Origin of the sequence: Aquimarina acroporae (assembly GCF_023195925.1) — a bacterium.
In the GTDB taxonomy this organism is placed as follows: domain Bacteria; phylum Bacteroidota; class Bacteroidia; order Flavobacteriales; family Flavobacteriaceae; genus Aquimarina; species Aquimarina acroporae.
The window spans coordinates 410,271-427,118 of the sequence record NZ_JALPRE010000006.1; the positions used below are offsets into that span (position 1 = coordinate 410,271).

The window sequence follows — 16,848 nt, forward strand, 5'->3', positions numbered from 1 at the left end:
AATCTTAAGAATTTAACTAAAAATCGCATCTTTGTTTGAAGAATAAACAACGAAAAGCTATGGAGGGTTAAATAAATTATATAATTCTAAAAAAACCATCGTTTTTGATGCGTATTTCGTAAATTAGCAGCATTAAAATCACTATTTATTGTCAATGGAACAAATTGCACCGTACACCCCAAAGAACAAAGTTAGAATTGTAACTGCAGCCTCCCTATTTGATGGACACGATGCAGCGATCAATATTATGAGACGTATCATACAGTCTACCGGAGTCGAAGTAATTCACCTGGGACATGATAGAAGTGTTGAAGAGGTAGTGAATTGTGCAATTCAGGAAGATGCCAATGCGATAGCTATGACTTCTTACCAAGGAGGGCATAATGAGTATTTTAAATATATGTATGATTTGCTACAAGAAAAAGGAGCAGGACATATTAAAATATTTGGAGGAGGAGGAGGAGTAATCCTCCCTGAGGAGATTAAAGATTTGATGGATTATGGGATTACCAGAATTTATTCTCCAGATGATGGTCGCGAACTAGGTTTGCAAGGAATGATTAATGATTTGGTGAAACAAGCCGATTTTCCAATTGGTGATGCGCTTAATGGAGAAGCCGAACATCTTGCAGAAAAAGAAATAGGAGCTATTGCAAGAGTTATATCTGCAGCAGAAAATTTTCCTGATATCGCAAAGAATACACTAGATGAAATTCATCAAAAAAATAAAACTTCAAAGACCCCGGTTTTAGGGATTACAGGTACTGGTGGAGCTGGTAAATCATCATTAGTAGACGAATTGGTTCGCAGGTTCTTAATTGATTTTCCAAAAAAGACCATAGGGATTATATCTGTAGATCCTTCGAAAAGAAAAACAGGAGGAGCTTTATTAGGAGATAGAATTAGAATGAATGCTATTAATTCTTCAAGAGTTTATATGCGTTCTTTGGCTACAAGACAGTCTAACCTGGCACTTTCAAAATATGTAGCCGAAGCTATTGAAGTATTAAAAGCGGCAGAATTTGATCTAATTATTTTAGAAACATCGGGAATAGGCCAATCTGATACCGAAATATTAGAACATAGCGATACTTCTCTATATGTAATGACACCAGAATTTGGAGCTGCTACACAGTTGGAGAAGATCGATATGTTAGACTTTGCCGATTTGGTTGCTATTAATAAGTTTGATAAACGAGGATCGCTAGATGCGCTTCGTGATGTAAAAAAACAATATATGCGAAATCATAACTTGTGGGATACTCCGCAAGATGATTTGCCAGTGTATGGAACTATTGCTTCTCAGTTTAATGATCCGGGAATGAATACGCTGTACAAAGCTATTATGGATAAAGTGGTAGAGAAAACAGGAGCAAATCTCAATTCAGATTTTCATATTTCAAAGGAAATGTCAGAAAAGATCTTTGTGATTCCTCCAAGTAGAACACGATACTTATCTGAGATTGCCGAGAATAACAGAGCATATGACAACACTGTAGAAGCCCAGGTCGAGGTAGGACAAAAGCTTTATGGTATCTATAAAACCATTTGTAGTGTGGCTGATATAGATTTTATTGGACTATCTAAAAATGGGATTGAAGATGAGGGGCTTCGCCAGGTAAAAGATGAAGATAAGAAGATGCTTATCAAACTTTTATTGGCCGAGTTTGACCGTGTAAAACTAAATCTGGATCCTTATAATTGGGAAGTTATTACAGGTTGGGGAGCCAAGGTTAAAAAGTATAAAGATCCAGTATATACTTTCAAAGTAAGAGACAAAGAAATTAAGATAGATACACATACAGAGTCCTTGTCGCATACACAAATTCCTAAGGTAGCCCTACCAAAGTATGAAGCTTGGGGAGATATTTTAAGATGGTCATTACAAGAAAATGTACCTGGAGAGTTTCCATATGCATCTGGGTTGTATCCTTTTAAAAGAACTGGAGAAGATCCTACACGTATGTTTGCCGGAGAAGGAGGACCAGAAAGAACCAACCGTCGTTTTCATTATGTGAGTTTAGGAATGCCGGCCAAACGGTTATCTACGGCTTTTGATTCGGTTACGCTTTATGGTAATGATCCAGATCACAGACCTGATATCTATGGTAAAATTGGTAACGCGGGAGTATCTATATGTTGCTTAGATGATGCTAAAAAACTGTATTCTGGTTTTGACTTGGCACATGCTATGACATCAGTGAGTATGACTATTAATGGTCCAGCACCTATGTTGTTAGGATTTTTTATGAATGCGGCCATAGATCAAAACTGTGAGAAGTATATTAAAGAAAATGATCTTGAAGCTGAGGTAGAAGCTAAAATCAAAAAGATATATTCCGAAAAAGGAATTGATCGCCCGGAATACCAGGGAGAATTACCCGAAGGAAACGATGGTTTGGGATTAATGCTTTTGGGAGTTACGGGAGATCAGGTATTAGTATCTGATGTATACAATAAAATTAAAGCCGAAACTCTAAATACAGTTAGAGGTACAGTTCAAGCAGATATTTTAAAGGAAGACCAGGCGCAAAACACCTGCATTTTCTCTACCGAGTTTGCATTGCGACTAATGGGAGATGTACAAGAGTATTTTATCGAGAAACAGGTACGTAACTTTTATTCTGTTTCTATTTCGGGGTATCATATTGCAGAAGCCGGAGCTAATCCGATTACACAATTGGCACTTACCTTAGCCAACGGATTTACTTATGTAGAATATTATCTAAGTAGAGGGATGGATATCAACAAATTCGGTCCTAACTTATCGTTCTTTTTCTCTAATGGTATTGATCCAGAATATGCTGTAATTGGTCGAGTAGCTCGAAAAATATGGTCTAAGGCGTTAAAACATAAATATGGAGCGAATTCTAGAGCTCAAATGTTGAAATATCATATCCAGACTTCAGGACGCTCATTACATGCGCAGGAGATAGATTTTAATGATATAAGAACAACTTTACAAGCCTTATATGCAATCTATGATAATTGTAATTCATTGCATACCAATGCCTATGATGAAGCTATTACGACACCAACCGAAGAATCTGTTCGTAGGGCTATGGCTATTCAGTTAATTATTAATAAAGAACTTGGTTTGGCTAAGAACGAAAATCCAATTCAAGGATCGTTTATTATAGAAGAGCTAACAGATCTTGTAGAAGAAGCTGTTTTAACCGAATTTGACAGAATTACAGAAAGAGGAGGGGTGCTGGGAGCTATGGAAACTATGTATCAACGAAGTAAGATACAGGAAGAGAGTTTGTATTACGAAACCTTAAAGCACACAGGAGAGTTTCCAATTATTGGAGTGAACACGTTCTTGAGTTCTAAAGGTTCTCCAACGGTTACTCCAGGAGAAGTAATTCGAGCTACCGAAGAGGAGAAGCAATACCAAATAACAACACTCAATAATTTACATAAAGCCAAAGAAGACGTTGCAGCTACTGCATTGGCGAAAGTACAGGAAGCGGCCATACAGAATCAAAATATTTTCGAAGTTTTGATGGAAGCTACCAAGGTATGTTCTTTGGGGCAGATTACTGCAGCCCTTTTTGAAGTGGGTGGACAGTATAGAAGGAATATGTAATGGTATGAATAAGATAAAGCTCAAATCCCGTTTTTATAAAACGGGATTTTTCGTTTAGGGGAGTTTCTTTATCTTTAAGGCAAAAGCATATATCTTGTTAACTACTATAGAATATACAGTCACAGCTATTGTTTGTCTTATCTCGGCTATTGTCATACAGAGAATTTTTAGTAAGGAAAAACGAAGAGGAGCAGCAACCAATGCGATTGAAGGAATAAAATGGTTTGGGCTTGCTATATTCGTTTGGGGCTTAGGGGCAATGGTAAACCTTATTTTGGTCACATGGCAGAAATGGCCAACGACAAACAAAATGTTGATTTATTTTGGAGTTTTGGTATCACTGGCAAACTCATTGTTTATTATTCTCTCATTACCTTCTATAGAGCATCAAAAAAAGCCTGGGATCCTGGTGAGATTGGTGCAACGCTTCAGTGTTAAAGAATTTGTTGGTGTATATTGTGGAGTACTTGGTATGATAGCCTTTGTTTTTGTAGCGTCCTCTTATGGAAACGAAGAGATTAGTAATAACTTTATTTGGTTGATAGATATTCCTATTTCAATATTGGTAGCCATTTCTTTATTGTTTGAATTGAATAAGGCTTTTGTTGGTAGGCAAATGAAGTTTATGTACTTGCCCACATTTGTGTTATTTGTACTCATTGTGATAGCAGTCTCGCATAGAATTATTCCGCAGGACAAAGTATTGCAGTTTATTGATCAACGGTTTTGGAGTGTTTTAGGGGGTATTACAGCTATTTCATTTAAATTTCTTTTCATTCTGTTATTTTCAATATTATTATATAGTTGGAAATTCCTTTCAGAACAGGAAAAACAACAGAGCCTGGCGCATCAATTAGAAATTCGTAATACAGAGTTAGAAAGAGCAATAGAACAATTAGAATTAGCAAATGAAAGCCATCTGGATACTATTAAAACACTTAAAAAGACGGTTTCAGATCTAGATAAATCCTCGAAAATTGAATTTTCTGATCGACAAAAAGAGGTTTTAGGGTATTTGGCACATTACGGTGATGACAAATCATATACAGAAATAGCCAAAGAAATGCACATTAGTGTAGATGGATTTCAAACTCATATTTATCAGATCAAAAAGATGCTTAACATTAGTGGCGCCGGTGGAAAAGAACAATTAATCGACTTCGCAAAAGACAATAATTATCTGGAGTATACCTCATTTAAAAATAATACCTAACCCTATGGTTAACCATAGACATCATAAAATTTGATCACTACTTAACCTTTTGTGTTAACCACTTTTCTAAGAATTTGCAAAGAAAATAGTAAACATGTTATTTTCTTATCTTATTTCAGAACAAGGCTTAGATGAACGTATTAATGAAGTTTTTGGAAACGCAACAGGTTGGTTTGTAGATGCAATCCTTGCCGAGATTCCCTTGACAAGTACTACAGGTATACCTTGGGTACTACTAATTTTACTAGGGGGAGCAGCCTATTTTACCATTTATTTTAAATTCATAAATATTAGTGGTTTTGGCAAGGCAATTCGAGTAGTAAGAGGTACATATGATGGTCTCGAAAAAGCCGCTGATAACGAAAGAGATAATACCTCAGAGATCAAAGGCGAGGTAAGTCACTTTCAAGCGTTGACAACCGCAGTTTCTGCTACTGTAGGATTAGGAAATATAGCGGGGGTTGCAATCGCTTTATCCATAGGTGGGCCAGGGGCAACGTTTTGGATGGTTCTAATTGGTGTACTGGGAATGTCGTCAAAATTTGTAGAATGCACGCTCGGAGTTGCCTATCGTGAAGTAGATGCCGAAGGAAAGGTATATGGAGGGCCAATGTATTACCTGCGAAAAGGACTCCAGGAGAAAGGTTTTCCAAAACTCGGAAAAGTGTTGGCTATACTATTTTCTATAATGTGTATTGGTGGTTCTTTTGGAGGAGGTAATATGTTCCAAATCAATCAAGCTTTTAAATTATTTGAACATGTAGTGTTGTCTCCTCATGTTTCTTTGCAAGGACAAGGGTGGATATTTGGTCTTATTATGGCCATATTGGTAGGAGTTGTTATCATAGGAGGGATCAAAAAGATTGCTAGTGTAACCGATAAGATAGTGCCAGTAATGGTGGTAATCTATATTCTTGCTGTCATTATAGTATTGGGGTTGAATTGGCAAAAAATTCCAGATGCTTTTGCTGCGATATGGCAGGGTGTTTTTCATCCTGAGGGAGTTATAGGTGGTTTTATAGGAGTACTTATTCAAGGGTTTAGACGGGGAGCCTTTAGTAATGAGGCAGGAATAGGAAGTTCTTCGATTGCACATAGTGCAGTAAAAACCAAATTTCCTGCGAGTGAAGGTCTAGTGGCATTGTTAGAACCTTTTATAGATACAGTTGTTGTATGTACTATGACCGCATTGGTATTAATTATTACTGGACAAATACATACTGGTGTAGAGATTAATTCTGAAGAAGGAATATTGCTTACATCTTCTGCCCTAGAGAGTGGTATTTCCTGGTTTCCATATATACTAACCATTGCGGTGATGCTGTTTGCATTTTCTTCGATGATCTCATGGTCGTACTATGGGTATCAGGCCTGGAGTTATCTTTTTGGACGAGGTAAGAAAACAGAATACATCTATAAATTTATATTTTGCTGTTTTACCGTGGTGGGAGCGGCCGCAACATTAACCGCGGTAACCGATTTTAGTGATACCATGATATTTGCAATGATGGTGCCTAATATGATCGGATTGTTTTTATTAAGTCCAAAGGTAAAAAAAGAGTTGAAATTATATAACAATGCAATAGAAGAGGAAGTGAGTTAGTTTGAAATAACATGATTTTTATGTATTTGAATTTCTTTATCTTTAAAGAAACACAAACATCATGCGCTACATTCTCTTTTTTCTTTTTTCATGCTCTTTAGGTTTTGCTCAGGAAAAACCAATAAAGGCCTTAGTTGGAGGTACTTTAATCGATGGTTTTGGATCCACACCCATTAAAAATAGTGTGATCATTATTGAAGGAAAAAAAATAAAGGCAGTAGGTACTATTGAAACTCTACAAGTACCGGCAAATGCCGAAGTGATTTCTACTGAAGGGATGTCGGTTTTACCAGGACTATGGGATATGCATGTGCATACTATGATCAATGGTCATGCAGATTATGCATATTGGGATAAAACATATCCTCCTCTACTAGAAGAAGTAATTATGCCCGCTTCAGCAGAACAATTATTAATGGCGGGTGTTACTAGTGCCAGAGATTTGGGGGGACCGCTCAAAGAAAGTATTTCGGTACGAGATAGAATTAATAAAGGAGAAATTCCTGGTGCAACTTTGTATGTCTCGGGACCATTTATTCAAAAGAAACCCTACCCTGGTACCGAAGCTTTCAGATGGGGGGTTAATGGGGTAGAAGATGCTAAAAAGAAAATTAAAAAGCTGGCAAATGCTGGAGTAGATTGTATTAAGCTCATAGATCAAGATCAAATGAATTATGATGAGCTGCAAGCAGTGGTGAATACTGCTCATGAATATGGTTTAAAAGTTGTAGCGCATGGCCATCGCCCCGAAGAAATTAGATTAGGTCTTAAGGCTGGGGTAGATTGTTTCGAGCATACCGGACTTTCATCGGCTCCTAGTTATCCCGATGATATCCTCGAAGCAATAAAAGAACGAACTGCCCAAATGAATTTGGGACCACTCTATTGGTGCCCTACTGTCGAAGGGTTATACAATTATGAATATGTGAGAGATAATGGTGAACATCTAGATAATGATTCTTGGCACAGAGGACTTCATGATACTATAATAGCAGATATCAAAAATAGTTTTGCTCATAAAGATCAACTACCTTATTTTCAACTTACGCCAATGCGTAAACCTACTCTAGAAACGAAAATTAAGCAACTTATAGAGGCAGGAGTGGTATTGCTAATTGGAACTGATAGTGGTATTCCAATGAAATTTCACAGTCAATCTACATGGAATGAATTTGATGTTTGGGTAAACGAATTTGGTATCGATCCTATGTACGCAATTAGGGCTGCTACTTATTGGCCTGCTTTGTGGACAGGTGTAGCCCAAAAGGTGGGAACGGTTACCGAAGGTAAAGATGCCGATATTATAGCTGTGAAAGGAGATGTGCTACGACATATTAGTCTATTGCAAAATGTAGATATAGTAATTAAGCATGGTAAACGATATAAATGAAACACTTCATTATAATTATAATATTTTCTGCCTTCTGCCTGGGAAATGCACAACAAATCTTTGAAACCGGTAAGATTATAGATTCTATTCCAATATCTAAAGAGGCAAAAGAATCTTTCGCCTTGTATTTACCATCTACATATACTCAAAATACATTAAGTTCTATAGTCTTTATTTTTGAACCAGCAGCAAGAAGTAAAATTGGGATACAGGCTTTTGTAGAAGCATCAGAAAAGTATAATTATATTTTAGTATGCTCAAACAATACTAGAAACGGCCCCTATCAGAGAAATTTTGAAATAACCAATAGATTGTTTGATTATATATTCTCCAATTTCAACGTTGCTGAAGATCGAATTTTGCTAGCAGGTTTTTCGGGAGGAGCACGTTTGGCGACTTCTATTGCTGTATTAACAGATCAAATTGCCGGAGTGATTGCCTGTGGAGCTGCTTTTTCTGAAAATCAATCCCATGTCCCTTCTATACAAAAGTTTGCCTTTGTAGGAATGTGTGGAGATGAAGATATGAACTACACCGAAATGATATTGGCACGACATTATTTAGAGAAGTTTAATTTTAGTCAGGCTCTGTTCACTTATAGCGGTGATCACAGTTGGCCTCCACCAGAAGAAATTTTAAAAGCTTTTGAATGGCTAGAGATTCAAGCGCATATCAAAAATATAAAGAGAAGAACAGATAAGGAAATTTATAGAAGCTATCAAGGTAGTTATCAAGATGCATCATTATCGGTATCAAAAAATAATCTTATTGAGGCCATAGAAGATTATGATCGTTTAATATCGACCTACGAATCATTTTATGAAATGGATAGTATCAAATCGAATATAAGGCAGATAAAGAGTAGTAAAGCTTATAAAAGTATTTTTAGATCCTTTTCAAAGGCTTTTGATGCTGAAGCAAAATTGACCGAAAAATTCCGAAAACAGTTTTATAAAGATTATGTAAACCCAAAGCAAAGTGATATGAACTGGTGGAAAAGGGAATTAAATGCACTAAAGGAATCAAAGGACCCGGAAATGAATAAAATGATAAAAAGATTACGGTTTAAAATATTTGCTTTGGCATATTCTATGAATAATCCAAATCTTAATCAACCAAATACCGCACAAAAGGAGTTTTGTATAAAAATTAATAAAATTATTTATCCTGAATTTAAAAGGTGATAAGCACTATAAAGTCATCATCCAACTGCGTTGAAGACTTTTAAATTTGCGAAGCTCTTTCCGTAATAATGTAGCAAATTCTTTTCCATTGCTTTGAGATTGCTCTAGTCGTTCGCAATTTTTGTAAAGTCGATTGGTAATACGAATTAAAGAATGGGCATGCTTAATTCTATCGTCTTGAAAGACCTGATTTTCTGCATGAATTATATGAGGAGCCAGAGCATCAGATTGTCTTATAATATCACCAGTAAAATAAATATGCGGATTTTCATTCCCATCTTCTTCCAATGATGCTAAATCATGGACAAGATAATTAGAAACACTCCTTGAAAGCGTAAATATCTCAAGAGCTTTTCTATATAGCCTTTTATTTTTGGGTTGTAATCTCATAGCAATTTCTATATCAAAAATAGCTTAATTTTGGTTATTTTTTCTTTTGATATTAAAGTTAAATAGTTAATTTGCTTAACTTTTTAAGTATAATTAGAGTTTTTTGTTTAAAATGAAAATTGATTCGATAAACTGGGAAATATTACAATGTCTACAGGAAAATGCAAGGCTATCAAATGCCGAAATTGGCCGAAAGATAGGTTTGAGTTCTCCCGCCGTGGCAGAAAGAATTAAGAAGCTGGAAGACTACGGGATTCTAAAAGGTTATAAGGCTGAGGTTTCCTATGAAAAAACGGGATATCAATTAAAAGCCATGATTACATTAAAAGCTTTTATGGGAAGGTTAAAACCGTTTATGCTTAAGGTAACTGAGTTTAATGAGGTGTTAAACTGCTACAGGATTACTGGTAATGAAAATATTATAATAGAGGTAGTTCTTAGAGATCAGATCCATTTACAAGAATTTATAGATAGATTAATAACATATGGAGAAGTGAAAACTCATATTATTCTTTCCAACTTGGTAGAGAATAATCCTATTATTGATCAAGCCCAACTAGACGATTTTGATGTTTAATTTTTGGCATGAGTTTTGCTACTTTTTAATCAGATAGAGGTCTTTAATCTTGTGTGAGGACATTAGTTAGGGAAGCTAAAGAGAGTACAAGGAAAAAGATGAAAAACACCTGAATTTGTTCAGGTGTTTTTTTTGTGGTAATTTATACGAATCACTGGCATCTTTTTTGTGGAGTTTATTTGAAAAACAATTGATCGTGCAATTATCTTTATCCAGGGCTTTGATTGGCATTTTGCTGATGTTAACTATGAATTTGGGGTGGACTCAAAAACAACAGCATACGCTTAAAAAAGGAGCAATTACTGCTGACCTTAACTTTCCAACTACTAAAAATACGTTTAGTATATATCTACCAAAAAAATATGATCAAAGTAAAACATGGCCGGTAATAATAGGATTCGATTCTTCTGGAAAAACCAAAAATATGACCAGTTTATATAAGGCAGCTGCAGAGGAATTAGGATACATAGTAGTGGTTACAGATTTTTTAGAAGGTCAAAAACCTGAGGAAAAAGCAAATTATGTTCCTGTTTTTTTACGATATGTTTTTAAGTTATTTCCAGTTCAGATAGGGAGGGTATATGTAACAGCAAAAGAAAATGATGCTAAATTAATCAGTTTATTACCCATTTTGTATCCTAAAGAGATTTCTGGAGTTGTAGCAATTAACGATAGTTATTTTTATGATTATAAAGTTAAGATGAATAAAAACCTATCCTATTTTGGAATTGTTAATGAAAATAATCATCTCTATAAAAATTTTCTTGAGAATAAAAGCTTTTTAAAGCGAAAAGCAGTGCCTGCAGACATCTTAATCTATGAGGGAGATTCAGTTTTTCCTGATCAGAAACTTATTCATAAAGTCTTATCAACTTTCGATATTCAAGCAATGTTAAAGGGAAGAATTCCAACAGATTCTAGTTGGGTTAAACAACGGTTTCAAAAGGATCTCGATTTGGTAGATGAGTATGTAGAAGATAAAAAATTTATTAAGTCGTTGGAAGAGCTTAAGAGGATACGAATTAATTATAATCTATTTTTTGCTACAGATGATTTAAAAGAGAAACAAAAGGAAATTAAAAAGTTGAGCGGGTACAAAAAAGAAAGAAGACTTAAGTATAAATATTCTTATAAAGAAAATTACTTTAGGGATATGTACTTGTTTAGCGCCGAAGAAGATATCGAACTTTATAGTTATGATAACCTTGGGTGGTGGCAACATGAAATGTCTAAACTCGATACTCTAATTGCCCAAAAGAAACCCTACGAAAGTAGAATGGCAATACGAGTAAAAGGGTATTTAAAATATATAGTCGAAACCTACAAGATGATATCTAATAAAATGGCGCCAGATTTTGAAAGAGAAATGTTTCTGAACATATTTAGTACGATAGTAGATAGTAAAGATTTTGAGTCTTATAAAAAGGTTATTACCCTAAGCGTTTTAGATCGGGATAAGGAAACAGCATTATTCTATTTGGAAAAAATGCTTCAAAACGGTTATAATGATTTAGATGGGATTTATTCTATTGAAGGAACTCTAAGTTTACGAGTGTCAAAAGAATACAATGATTTAGTGAAAAAATACCTGGGAACTTCTAGATATTCTCTTTCAAAATAGTTTGAAATCATAAAATATTGTGTATTTCATCGATTTTATATGTTTTTTATCGTGTTTATTTTTGTTTTTACAATTTATTTACATTAAATTTACTACATCTTAAAAATACTTGATGTAGTCCATAGAATTAATATTTTAAGCTGTGTGACGATACGGAATTAAAATATTAGTTTGGAATACATCGGGGACAAATTAGGTGTGAGGACATTAGTCTAAAGACCCCAGATCTTGAAGCTAAAGAGAGTACGTAATTTGCCCATGATATGAAGCGCTCTTTGTAATTGAGCGCTTTCTTTTTGTATTCATCTTAAGTTCTTAGTTAAGAACATTAGGAATTTTATTTTCTGATGATAAGGTGAGGAACATCTTTCAATTTCCAATCAATCACAAGGCCGCCAGCCAAAGATTTTGCTATATCTTCACCGTATAAAAATTCACATAAATATAAGGCAGCTTCAAAACTTTTTGCTCCACCTGCAGAGGTAATGTATTTCCCATCATGAACAAATAGAACTTCTTTTTTTATATCAAGATTAGGAAACATATCTTTCATTTTATCGATATCACTGGGAAAAGTAGTGGAGACAGAATTGTCTAATAAACCAGCTTTTGCAAGCACAAATGCTCCATCGCAATGTGAAGTTACGTACAGTGCAGTTTTGTCTACAGTCTTAACAAAATTGATCATTTTTTGATCCTCAAGATCGGTATCTAAATGATGCTCTGCGCTTGGTACAACTAAAATATCTATTTTGGGTATACTATCTGTCATGTAGTTATAATCTGGTAGAATTCGAACTCCTTCAAAAGTGGTAATAGGTTCATCGGTGTTGGCGACAGTGAATACATTCATCTGTTTTATGTTTTCTCGGTATTGAGTATGCTGAAAAATATCAAATGGAGCTGTAAATTCTGTATTATAAGTGCCATCCATAATAAGGAAAGCAACATTGTATCTATTTGGCGCCAAGACTGGAAATTTCTTTTCTTTTATAGAAATATCGGATTCTTCTTTTTTCGGAGCTAGTTGTTGTTCTTTCTTCTCATTGGAGCAGCTTAACAAAACCAAAGAAATAAATACCAAAAACTTTGTGCTCATGATGATATGTTTATGATTCATTTTAGTGAGTAGATTTTTCAAGATGTAACCTGTGTTTCACGACGAGTAACAAAATTGTTCCAATTACAGCTATTGCTGCCATAAAGAGCCAATTGTTATTGTATCCAAAATTAGCAATAAATTGCATTCCAGAGTTATGCCCAAATATATGAGCAACAGAAAATGACATGCTGTATAGTCCCATATATGAACCTTGTCTTCCTTTTTTGGCTCTTTCAAGTGCAAATGCATTTCCGAACGGGAAAGCGACCATTTCTCCTAGGGTTCCTAGGACCATACCAATAACAAGAATACCAGACCATGGCGTAATCAATAGAACTATAAAACTTAATCCTGTGAGAATAAAACCTGAAATAACATTTCCTATATGTGAGATGCTTGTTTTTTCCAAATAAGCGATTAATGGCATCTCGAAAAGAAAAATTAAAGCCCCGTTTAATGCTAAGATAAGCCCGATATTTTTTTCAGAAAGGGAATGTATCTCATTATAATATAAGGGTAAGGTCGAGAAATATTGCACAAATATAAACCCGAACAGCATTAATGAAAATAGAAAAATTATATAGGTAAAATCTAGATGTGCTGGAGTAGGATTATCTACTACTTTTTCTTTATCCAGCTCTCTTGCCTTTTTAGGATGTAAGGTTTGAATCATTACTAATCCAGCGATGATGCACGTAACTGCATCTACCCAAAACAATCCAGAATATCCAATGGTTGCAATGATTAGTCCACCTAAAGCAGGTCCAGCTGAAAATCCCAGGTTAATCGCTAGCCTGATAAAAGTAAGAGAACGTGTTTTGTTTTCAGGTTTACTATATGCGCTTAACGCAACAAAAAAAGCAGGTCTTGCCGCATCTGCAATAGCGATAAGAACAAAGAAACTAATGCAAATACTAATGAAGCTTGTGAAAAATTGAACAGTCAAAAATGCAATACCTGTAAGGACCAAAGATCCCAGTATTACTTTGTAATACCCTATTCTATCACTTAATTTTCCTCCCAGCCATGCGCCAAAAAAAGAACCTAATCCAAAACTGGTCATTACCCAACCAATTTGTTCTTTTGTAAAATCTAGGTTATCAGATAAATACAGAGATAAAAAAGGGATAACCATTGCCCCTGCACGGTTTATAAAAGTAATAAGGGCAAGCCACCATACTTCTTTAGATAAGCCGGAAAAAGAATCAACATAATGAAGCAAAATTTTTTTCACAAGAGTCAGGAATTTAGGTTGCAATAGGAAAATAGTCGATAAAAGTAGTTTTTTAACTAGTTTTAAGAACAATTTTATTGAAATTAATTAGTTAAGTCATTGTAAATTGTACTTTTGCAAAAAAGTAAAGGGGTAGTGAATCGGTTTGTGTTTTTAATATTTGTTTTCCTGTTAGGAACTGTTTATGGTCAGAAATCTTCTGATATTCAGCGGGTATTATCTTTTCAGGAGAAGATAAATGAAGAATTTGCATCCAAAGAAACTACACCGCTAACTGCTCAAGATTTCCAAAATTTTAAAGCATTAGATTTTTTTAAGATAGATACTTCATTTTGCATTAAGGCGAAATTTGTTAGAACTCCGCATGAAACTCCTTTCATAATGCAAACTACTACAGGAAGAGAACCTTTGTATGTGAAGTATGGTGAAGCACATTTCAGGCTTCAAGAGAAAAAAATTGTACTTAATATTTATCAAAATCAAGGGCTTATCAACCAACCAGAATATAAGGATTATTTATTTCTACCTTTTACAGATTTAACCAATGGAACGTCAACGTATTCTGGAGGACGTTTTATAGATCTTAAAATTCCTGACAGGGATATGATTTTAATAGATTTTAATACCGCATATAATCCTTATTGTGCGTATAATGAGCGGTATTCTTGTCCTATTCCACCAGAGGAAAATCATCTCGATTTACCCGTAAGAGTAGGTGTGAAAAAATATAAGAATACTCCAGATCATAAATAAAAAAGCGCTTCGGTATTTCGAAACGCTTCATTTAATAAAAAACTATAATTTATATATCTGCCTGATATATTAGAATTTGTAAATAGCTCCTAGTACAAAAGATGATAAACTTTTGGTAAGTTCTCCATCATTATCTGTAAAGAAGTCTTCAGAAGTAGAATCTAATCTAAGTTCTGGTTTAAGAGTTAAATCACCAATATCATAGCTTCCTGTTAATGTAGCAGCAATAACATTTCCATCACCTTCTGCATCTAAACCAACTACATCTGCAAGTCCACCGTTATATACTGAAAAATATTCACCTCTGAACCCTAAAGTAAAATTCTCAGAAGTTTTATACTGTGGATATAACGCTACACCATAGAATCCTGAAGCATCACCATCTTCTTGTGGTTCGGTAGATAGATATGTAGCATTAACACCAAGATAGAAATCTTCGGCTACATCCCAACCAGTGGTTAAATCTGCTTGAAAAGTAGGGCCTACTTCTCCAGGCTCACCTTCATTTCCGTATCTAAAGTTTAAGTAAGCGCTTCCGCTATCGGTGGCGTATCCTAATTGTGCTCCAACAATATATGTGTCAAAAGGATTGTTTTCTGTGTAATCTGTAGGGTTCATTACAGCTAACATTGCAGACCATTTTTTGCTAAGAGCAAAATCTGCTTTAAGTCCAGTATGAGAAAAAGGACCATATGAGAACATATAAGATGTAGAGTAGTTAAAATTCCCAGTAGGAGAAATTACTTCATACCCAAGAAATGTGTTAAAGTTACCAAAGGTAAGAGTAACGCTTTCACTTACATTCCAATAGGCATATAATTGATTAACAATTTGTGCAGAACCATCAGAGTTAAAAACGGCATCTTCACCTCTTTGTCCAAAAACAAGATCGGCTACAAAACCTACTTTTTCTCCTTCATACCCCAAAATTACATTTGCCATACCTAATGCGAAACCACTTTGGTTAGCAAAAGATGACGCTGGAGCTACAGAATTGTCATTTGGTGCTCCAAAGTTATATCTGTAATATCCATCTATAGACCCCGATAAACTTATTTTTGATAATACTTTTTCTACAGTCGATTCTGATTCTTCTTCTTGTGCGAAGGTGTTAAAACTTAAAAAGGCTAGCGAGACTAGCATGATTTTTTTGAAAAGATCTGTTACGGTTTTTGTTTTCATAATAACATTAATTATGGTAATTATTTGTTTTTAATTGGAGTTGTAAAACTATATTAAAAGAATTTTACCCCAATAAAAAAAAGGGGTTATAGAGTTATTTTTATGGTTTTTCTATTTTAAACCCTTAAAAAATTAGGGTTTAATTTTTATTTGGATAAATTTTGAGAATATGAAAGTTCTTTTTTGAGAGTTTTTTGTTTTTTTTCTTAAAAAGAATGTAAAGTCTCAATTAAAAAGGCAAGAAATTAAAAATGTAACGAAAGGGGAAAGAGAGAGTTAGAGTAGTGCCTGGTCTCCTTTTTCACCTGTTCTAATTCTGTAGGATTCTTCAATCGTTGAAACGAAAATTTTTCCATCTCCAACCTCACCAGTTTTAGAATTTTCAATAATAGTATGAATAGTCTGCTCCTCTAGGTCGTCGATGACTACAATAGATAAATATCTTCTTTGTATATCTGAGGTATTATAGGTGATGCCACGATATACCTTTCCTTTTTTTTCATTTCCAACTCCAGTGACATCCCAATAAGTAAAGAAACTTATCCCAATATCATGTAATCCATCTTTTACTGCTTTGAACTTTGATTTTCTAATAATCGCTTCAATTTTTTTCATGACTTGGATTTTTAAGGTTTGGAATTCATTTGGCAAGGAACACTCCTAAAAAAACAAAGAGAAAACCTATAAGTATAGAACCTAAGGTATATAGAAAAAACGGAATAAGATCTCCAGATTTCAGAAGTACATGATTCTCATAGGCGAAGGTCGAAAAAGTAGTAAACCCTCCGCAAAAACCGGTTGCCAATAGAAGAACAGTGTTTTGGGAAAGAGAGTTGTTTCTAAGAGCAAGCCCTAAAATAATCCCAATAAACAAACTACCTAGGACATTGGCGGTAAAAGTGCCATATGGTATACCATTAGAAGCATTATTGAGGTACTTACTGATAAGATATCTGGCAATACTCCCGGTACCACCACCAATAAATACTAAAAACAATTGCTTCATGAGA

General features: G+C 34.7%; 14 protein-coding genes. 8 read left to right on the top strand and 6 right to left on the bottom strand.

Translation table 11 applies throughout. The features are described from left to right. The first annotated feature begins 154 nt into the window (after positions 1 to 154). The 5 genes from M0D21_RS10265 to M0D21_RS10285 all read left to right on the top strand — a co-directional run bounded on the left by M0D21_RS10265 (position 155) and on the right by M0D21_RS10285 (position 8,979). On the top strand, positions 155 to 3,589 hold the full coding sequence (locus tag M0D21_RS10265) for a methylmalonyl-CoA mutase family protein (RefSeq protein WP_248329087.1): 3,435 nt from the start codon (positions 155 to 157) through the stop codon (positions 3,587 to 3,589). A gap of 94 nt (positions 3,590 to 3,683) precedes the next feature. Continuing rightward, entirely contained in the window at positions 3,684 to 4,802 is a 1,119-nt protein-coding gene (locus M0D21_RS10270; protein WP_248329089.1) for a sigma-70 RNA polymerase sigma factor region 4 domain-containing protein, read from the top strand. A gap of 94 nt (positions 4,803 to 4,896) precedes the next feature. Beyond that, on the top strand, positions 4,897 to 6,405 hold the full coding sequence (locus M0D21_RS10275) for an alanine/glycine:cation symporter family protein (RefSeq protein WP_248329091.1): 1,509 nt from the start codon (positions 4,897 to 4,899) through the stop codon (positions 6,403 to 6,405). A 61-nt stretch (positions 6,406 to 6,466) separates the two neighbouring features. After that, a complete protein-coding gene (locus tag M0D21_RS10280) occupies positions 6,467 to 7,795 on the top strand; it encodes an amidohydrolase family protein (protein WP_248329093.1) in 1,329 nt (442 codons plus the stop codon). Continuing rightward, the gene (locus M0D21_RS10285; protein WP_248329095.1) at positions 7,792 to 8,979 is read left to right on the top strand and encodes a hypothetical protein; all 1,188 of its coding nucleotides are present in this window, start codon (positions 7,792 to 7,794) and stop codon (positions 8,977 to 8,979) included. The genes M0D21_RS10280 and M0D21_RS10285 overlap by 4 nt, the downstream gene beginning before the upstream one ends. 6 nt (positions 8,980 to 8,985) lie before the next feature. Here M0D21_RS10285 and M0D21_RS10290 read toward each other — a convergent pair whose 3' ends face one another. After that, the gene (locus M0D21_RS10290; protein WP_248329097.1) at positions 8,986 to 9,369 is read right to left on the bottom strand and encodes a hypothetical protein; all 384 of its coding nucleotides are present in this window, start codon (positions 9,367 to 9,369) and stop codon (positions 8,986 to 8,988) included. Between the two features lie 112 nt (positions 9,370 to 9,481). Between M0D21_RS10290 and M0D21_RS10295 the strand changes: the two genes are divergently transcribed. Together M0D21_RS10295 and M0D21_RS10300 are read left to right on the top strand one after the other, a co-directional pair. Further along, entirely contained in the window at positions 9,482 to 9,946 is a 465-nt protein-coding gene (locus M0D21_RS10295; RefSeq protein ID WP_248329099.1) for an Lrp/AsnC family transcriptional regulator, read from the top strand. Positions 9,947 to 10,142: 196 nt separating this feature from the next. Beyond that, positions 10,143 to 11,567 (top strand): hypothetical protein, encoded by a 1,425-nt coding sequence (locus M0D21_RS10300; RefSeq protein ID WP_248329101.1) that lies wholly within the window; start codon positions 10,143 to 10,145, stop codon positions 11,565 to 11,567. Between the two features lie 337 nt (positions 11,568 to 11,904). On the opposite strand, the gene M0D21_RS10305 is transcribed toward M0D21_RS10300, so the two are convergent. After that, positions 11,905 to 12,666, bottom strand: coding sequence for a DJ-1/PfpI family protein (locus M0D21_RS10305; RefSeq protein WP_248329103.1), 762 nt, complete (start codon positions 12,664 to 12,666; stop codon positions 11,905 to 11,907). 22 nt (positions 12,667 to 12,688) lie between these two features. Then, the gene (locus M0D21_RS10310; protein WP_248329105.1) at positions 12,689 to 13,903 is read right to left on the bottom strand and encodes an MDR family MFS transporter; all 1,215 of its coding nucleotides are present in this window, start codon (positions 13,901 to 13,903) and stop codon (positions 12,689 to 12,691) included. Between the two features lie 114 nt (positions 13,904 to 14,017). Between M0D21_RS10310 and M0D21_RS10315 the strand changes: the two genes are divergently transcribed. Further along, positions 14,018 to 14,656 (top strand): DUF1684 domain-containing protein, encoded by a 639-nt coding sequence (locus M0D21_RS10315; RefSeq protein WP_248329107.1) that lies wholly within the window; start codon positions 14,018 to 14,020, stop codon positions 14,654 to 14,656. 69 nt (positions 14,657 to 14,725) lie between these two features. On the opposite strand, the gene M0D21_RS10320 is transcribed toward M0D21_RS10315, so the two are convergent. The 3 genes from M0D21_RS10320 to crcB form a co-directional block, all read right to left on the bottom strand. Then, positions 14,726 to 15,838, bottom strand: coding sequence for a porin (locus tag M0D21_RS10320; RefSeq protein ID WP_248329109.1), 1,113 nt, complete (start codon positions 15,836 to 15,838; stop codon positions 14,726 to 14,728). 276 nt (positions 15,839 to 16,114) lie between these two features. Beyond that, positions 16,115 to 16,453, bottom strand: a complete 339-nt coding sequence (locus M0D21_RS10325) for a P-II family nitrogen regulator (RefSeq protein ID WP_248329111.1) — start codon at positions 16,451 to 16,453, stop codon at positions 16,115 to 16,117. Positions 16,454 to 16,478: 25 nt separating this feature from the next. Continuing rightward, the gene (crcB, locus tag M0D21_RS10330; protein ID WP_248329113.1) at positions 16,479 to 16,844 is read right to left on the bottom strand and encodes a fluoride efflux transporter CrcB; all 366 of its coding nucleotides are present in this window, start codon (positions 16,842 to 16,844) and stop codon (positions 16,479 to 16,481) included. Between the last annotated feature and the right edge of the window lie 4 nt (positions 16,845 to 16,848).

Coding starts and splice junctions, on each gene's coding strand:
- M0D21_RS10265 (WP_248329087.1), top strand. CDS start 155: ATGGAACAAATTGCACCGTACACCCCAAAGAACAAAGTTAGAATTGTA.
- M0D21_RS10275 (WP_248329091.1), top strand. CDS start 4,897: ATGTTATTTTCTTATCTTATTTCAGAACAAGGCTTAGATGAACGTATT.
- M0D21_RS10280 (WP_248329093.1), top strand. CDS start 6,467: ATGCGCTACATTCTCTTTTTTCTTTTTTCATGCTCTTTAGGTTTTGCT.
- M0D21_RS10285 (WP_248329095.1), top strand. CDS start 7,792: ATGAAACACTTCATTATAATTATAATATTTTCTGCCTTCTGCCTGGGA.
- M0D21_RS10290 (WP_248329097.1), bottom strand. CDS start 9,369: ATGAGATTACAACCCAAAAATAAAAGGCTATATAGAAAAGCTCTTGAG.
- M0D21_RS10295 (WP_248329099.1), top strand. CDS start 9,482: ATGAAAATTGATTCGATAAACTGGGAAATATTACAATGTCTACAGGAA.
- M0D21_RS10305 (WP_248329103.1), bottom strand. CDS start 12,666: ATGAGCACAAAGTTTTTGGTATTTATTTCTTTGGTTTTGTTAAGCTGC.
- M0D21_RS10320 (WP_248329109.1), bottom strand. CDS start 15,838: ATGAAAACAAAAACCGTAACAGATCTTTTCAAAAAAATCATGCTAGTC.
- M0D21_RS10325 (WP_248329111.1), bottom strand. CDS start 16,453: ATGAAAAAAATTGAAGCGATTATTAGAAAATCAAAGTTCAAAGCAGTA.
- crcB (WP_248329113.1), bottom strand. CDS start 16,844: ATGAAGCAATTGTTTTTAGTATTTATTGGTGGTGGTACCGGGAGTATT.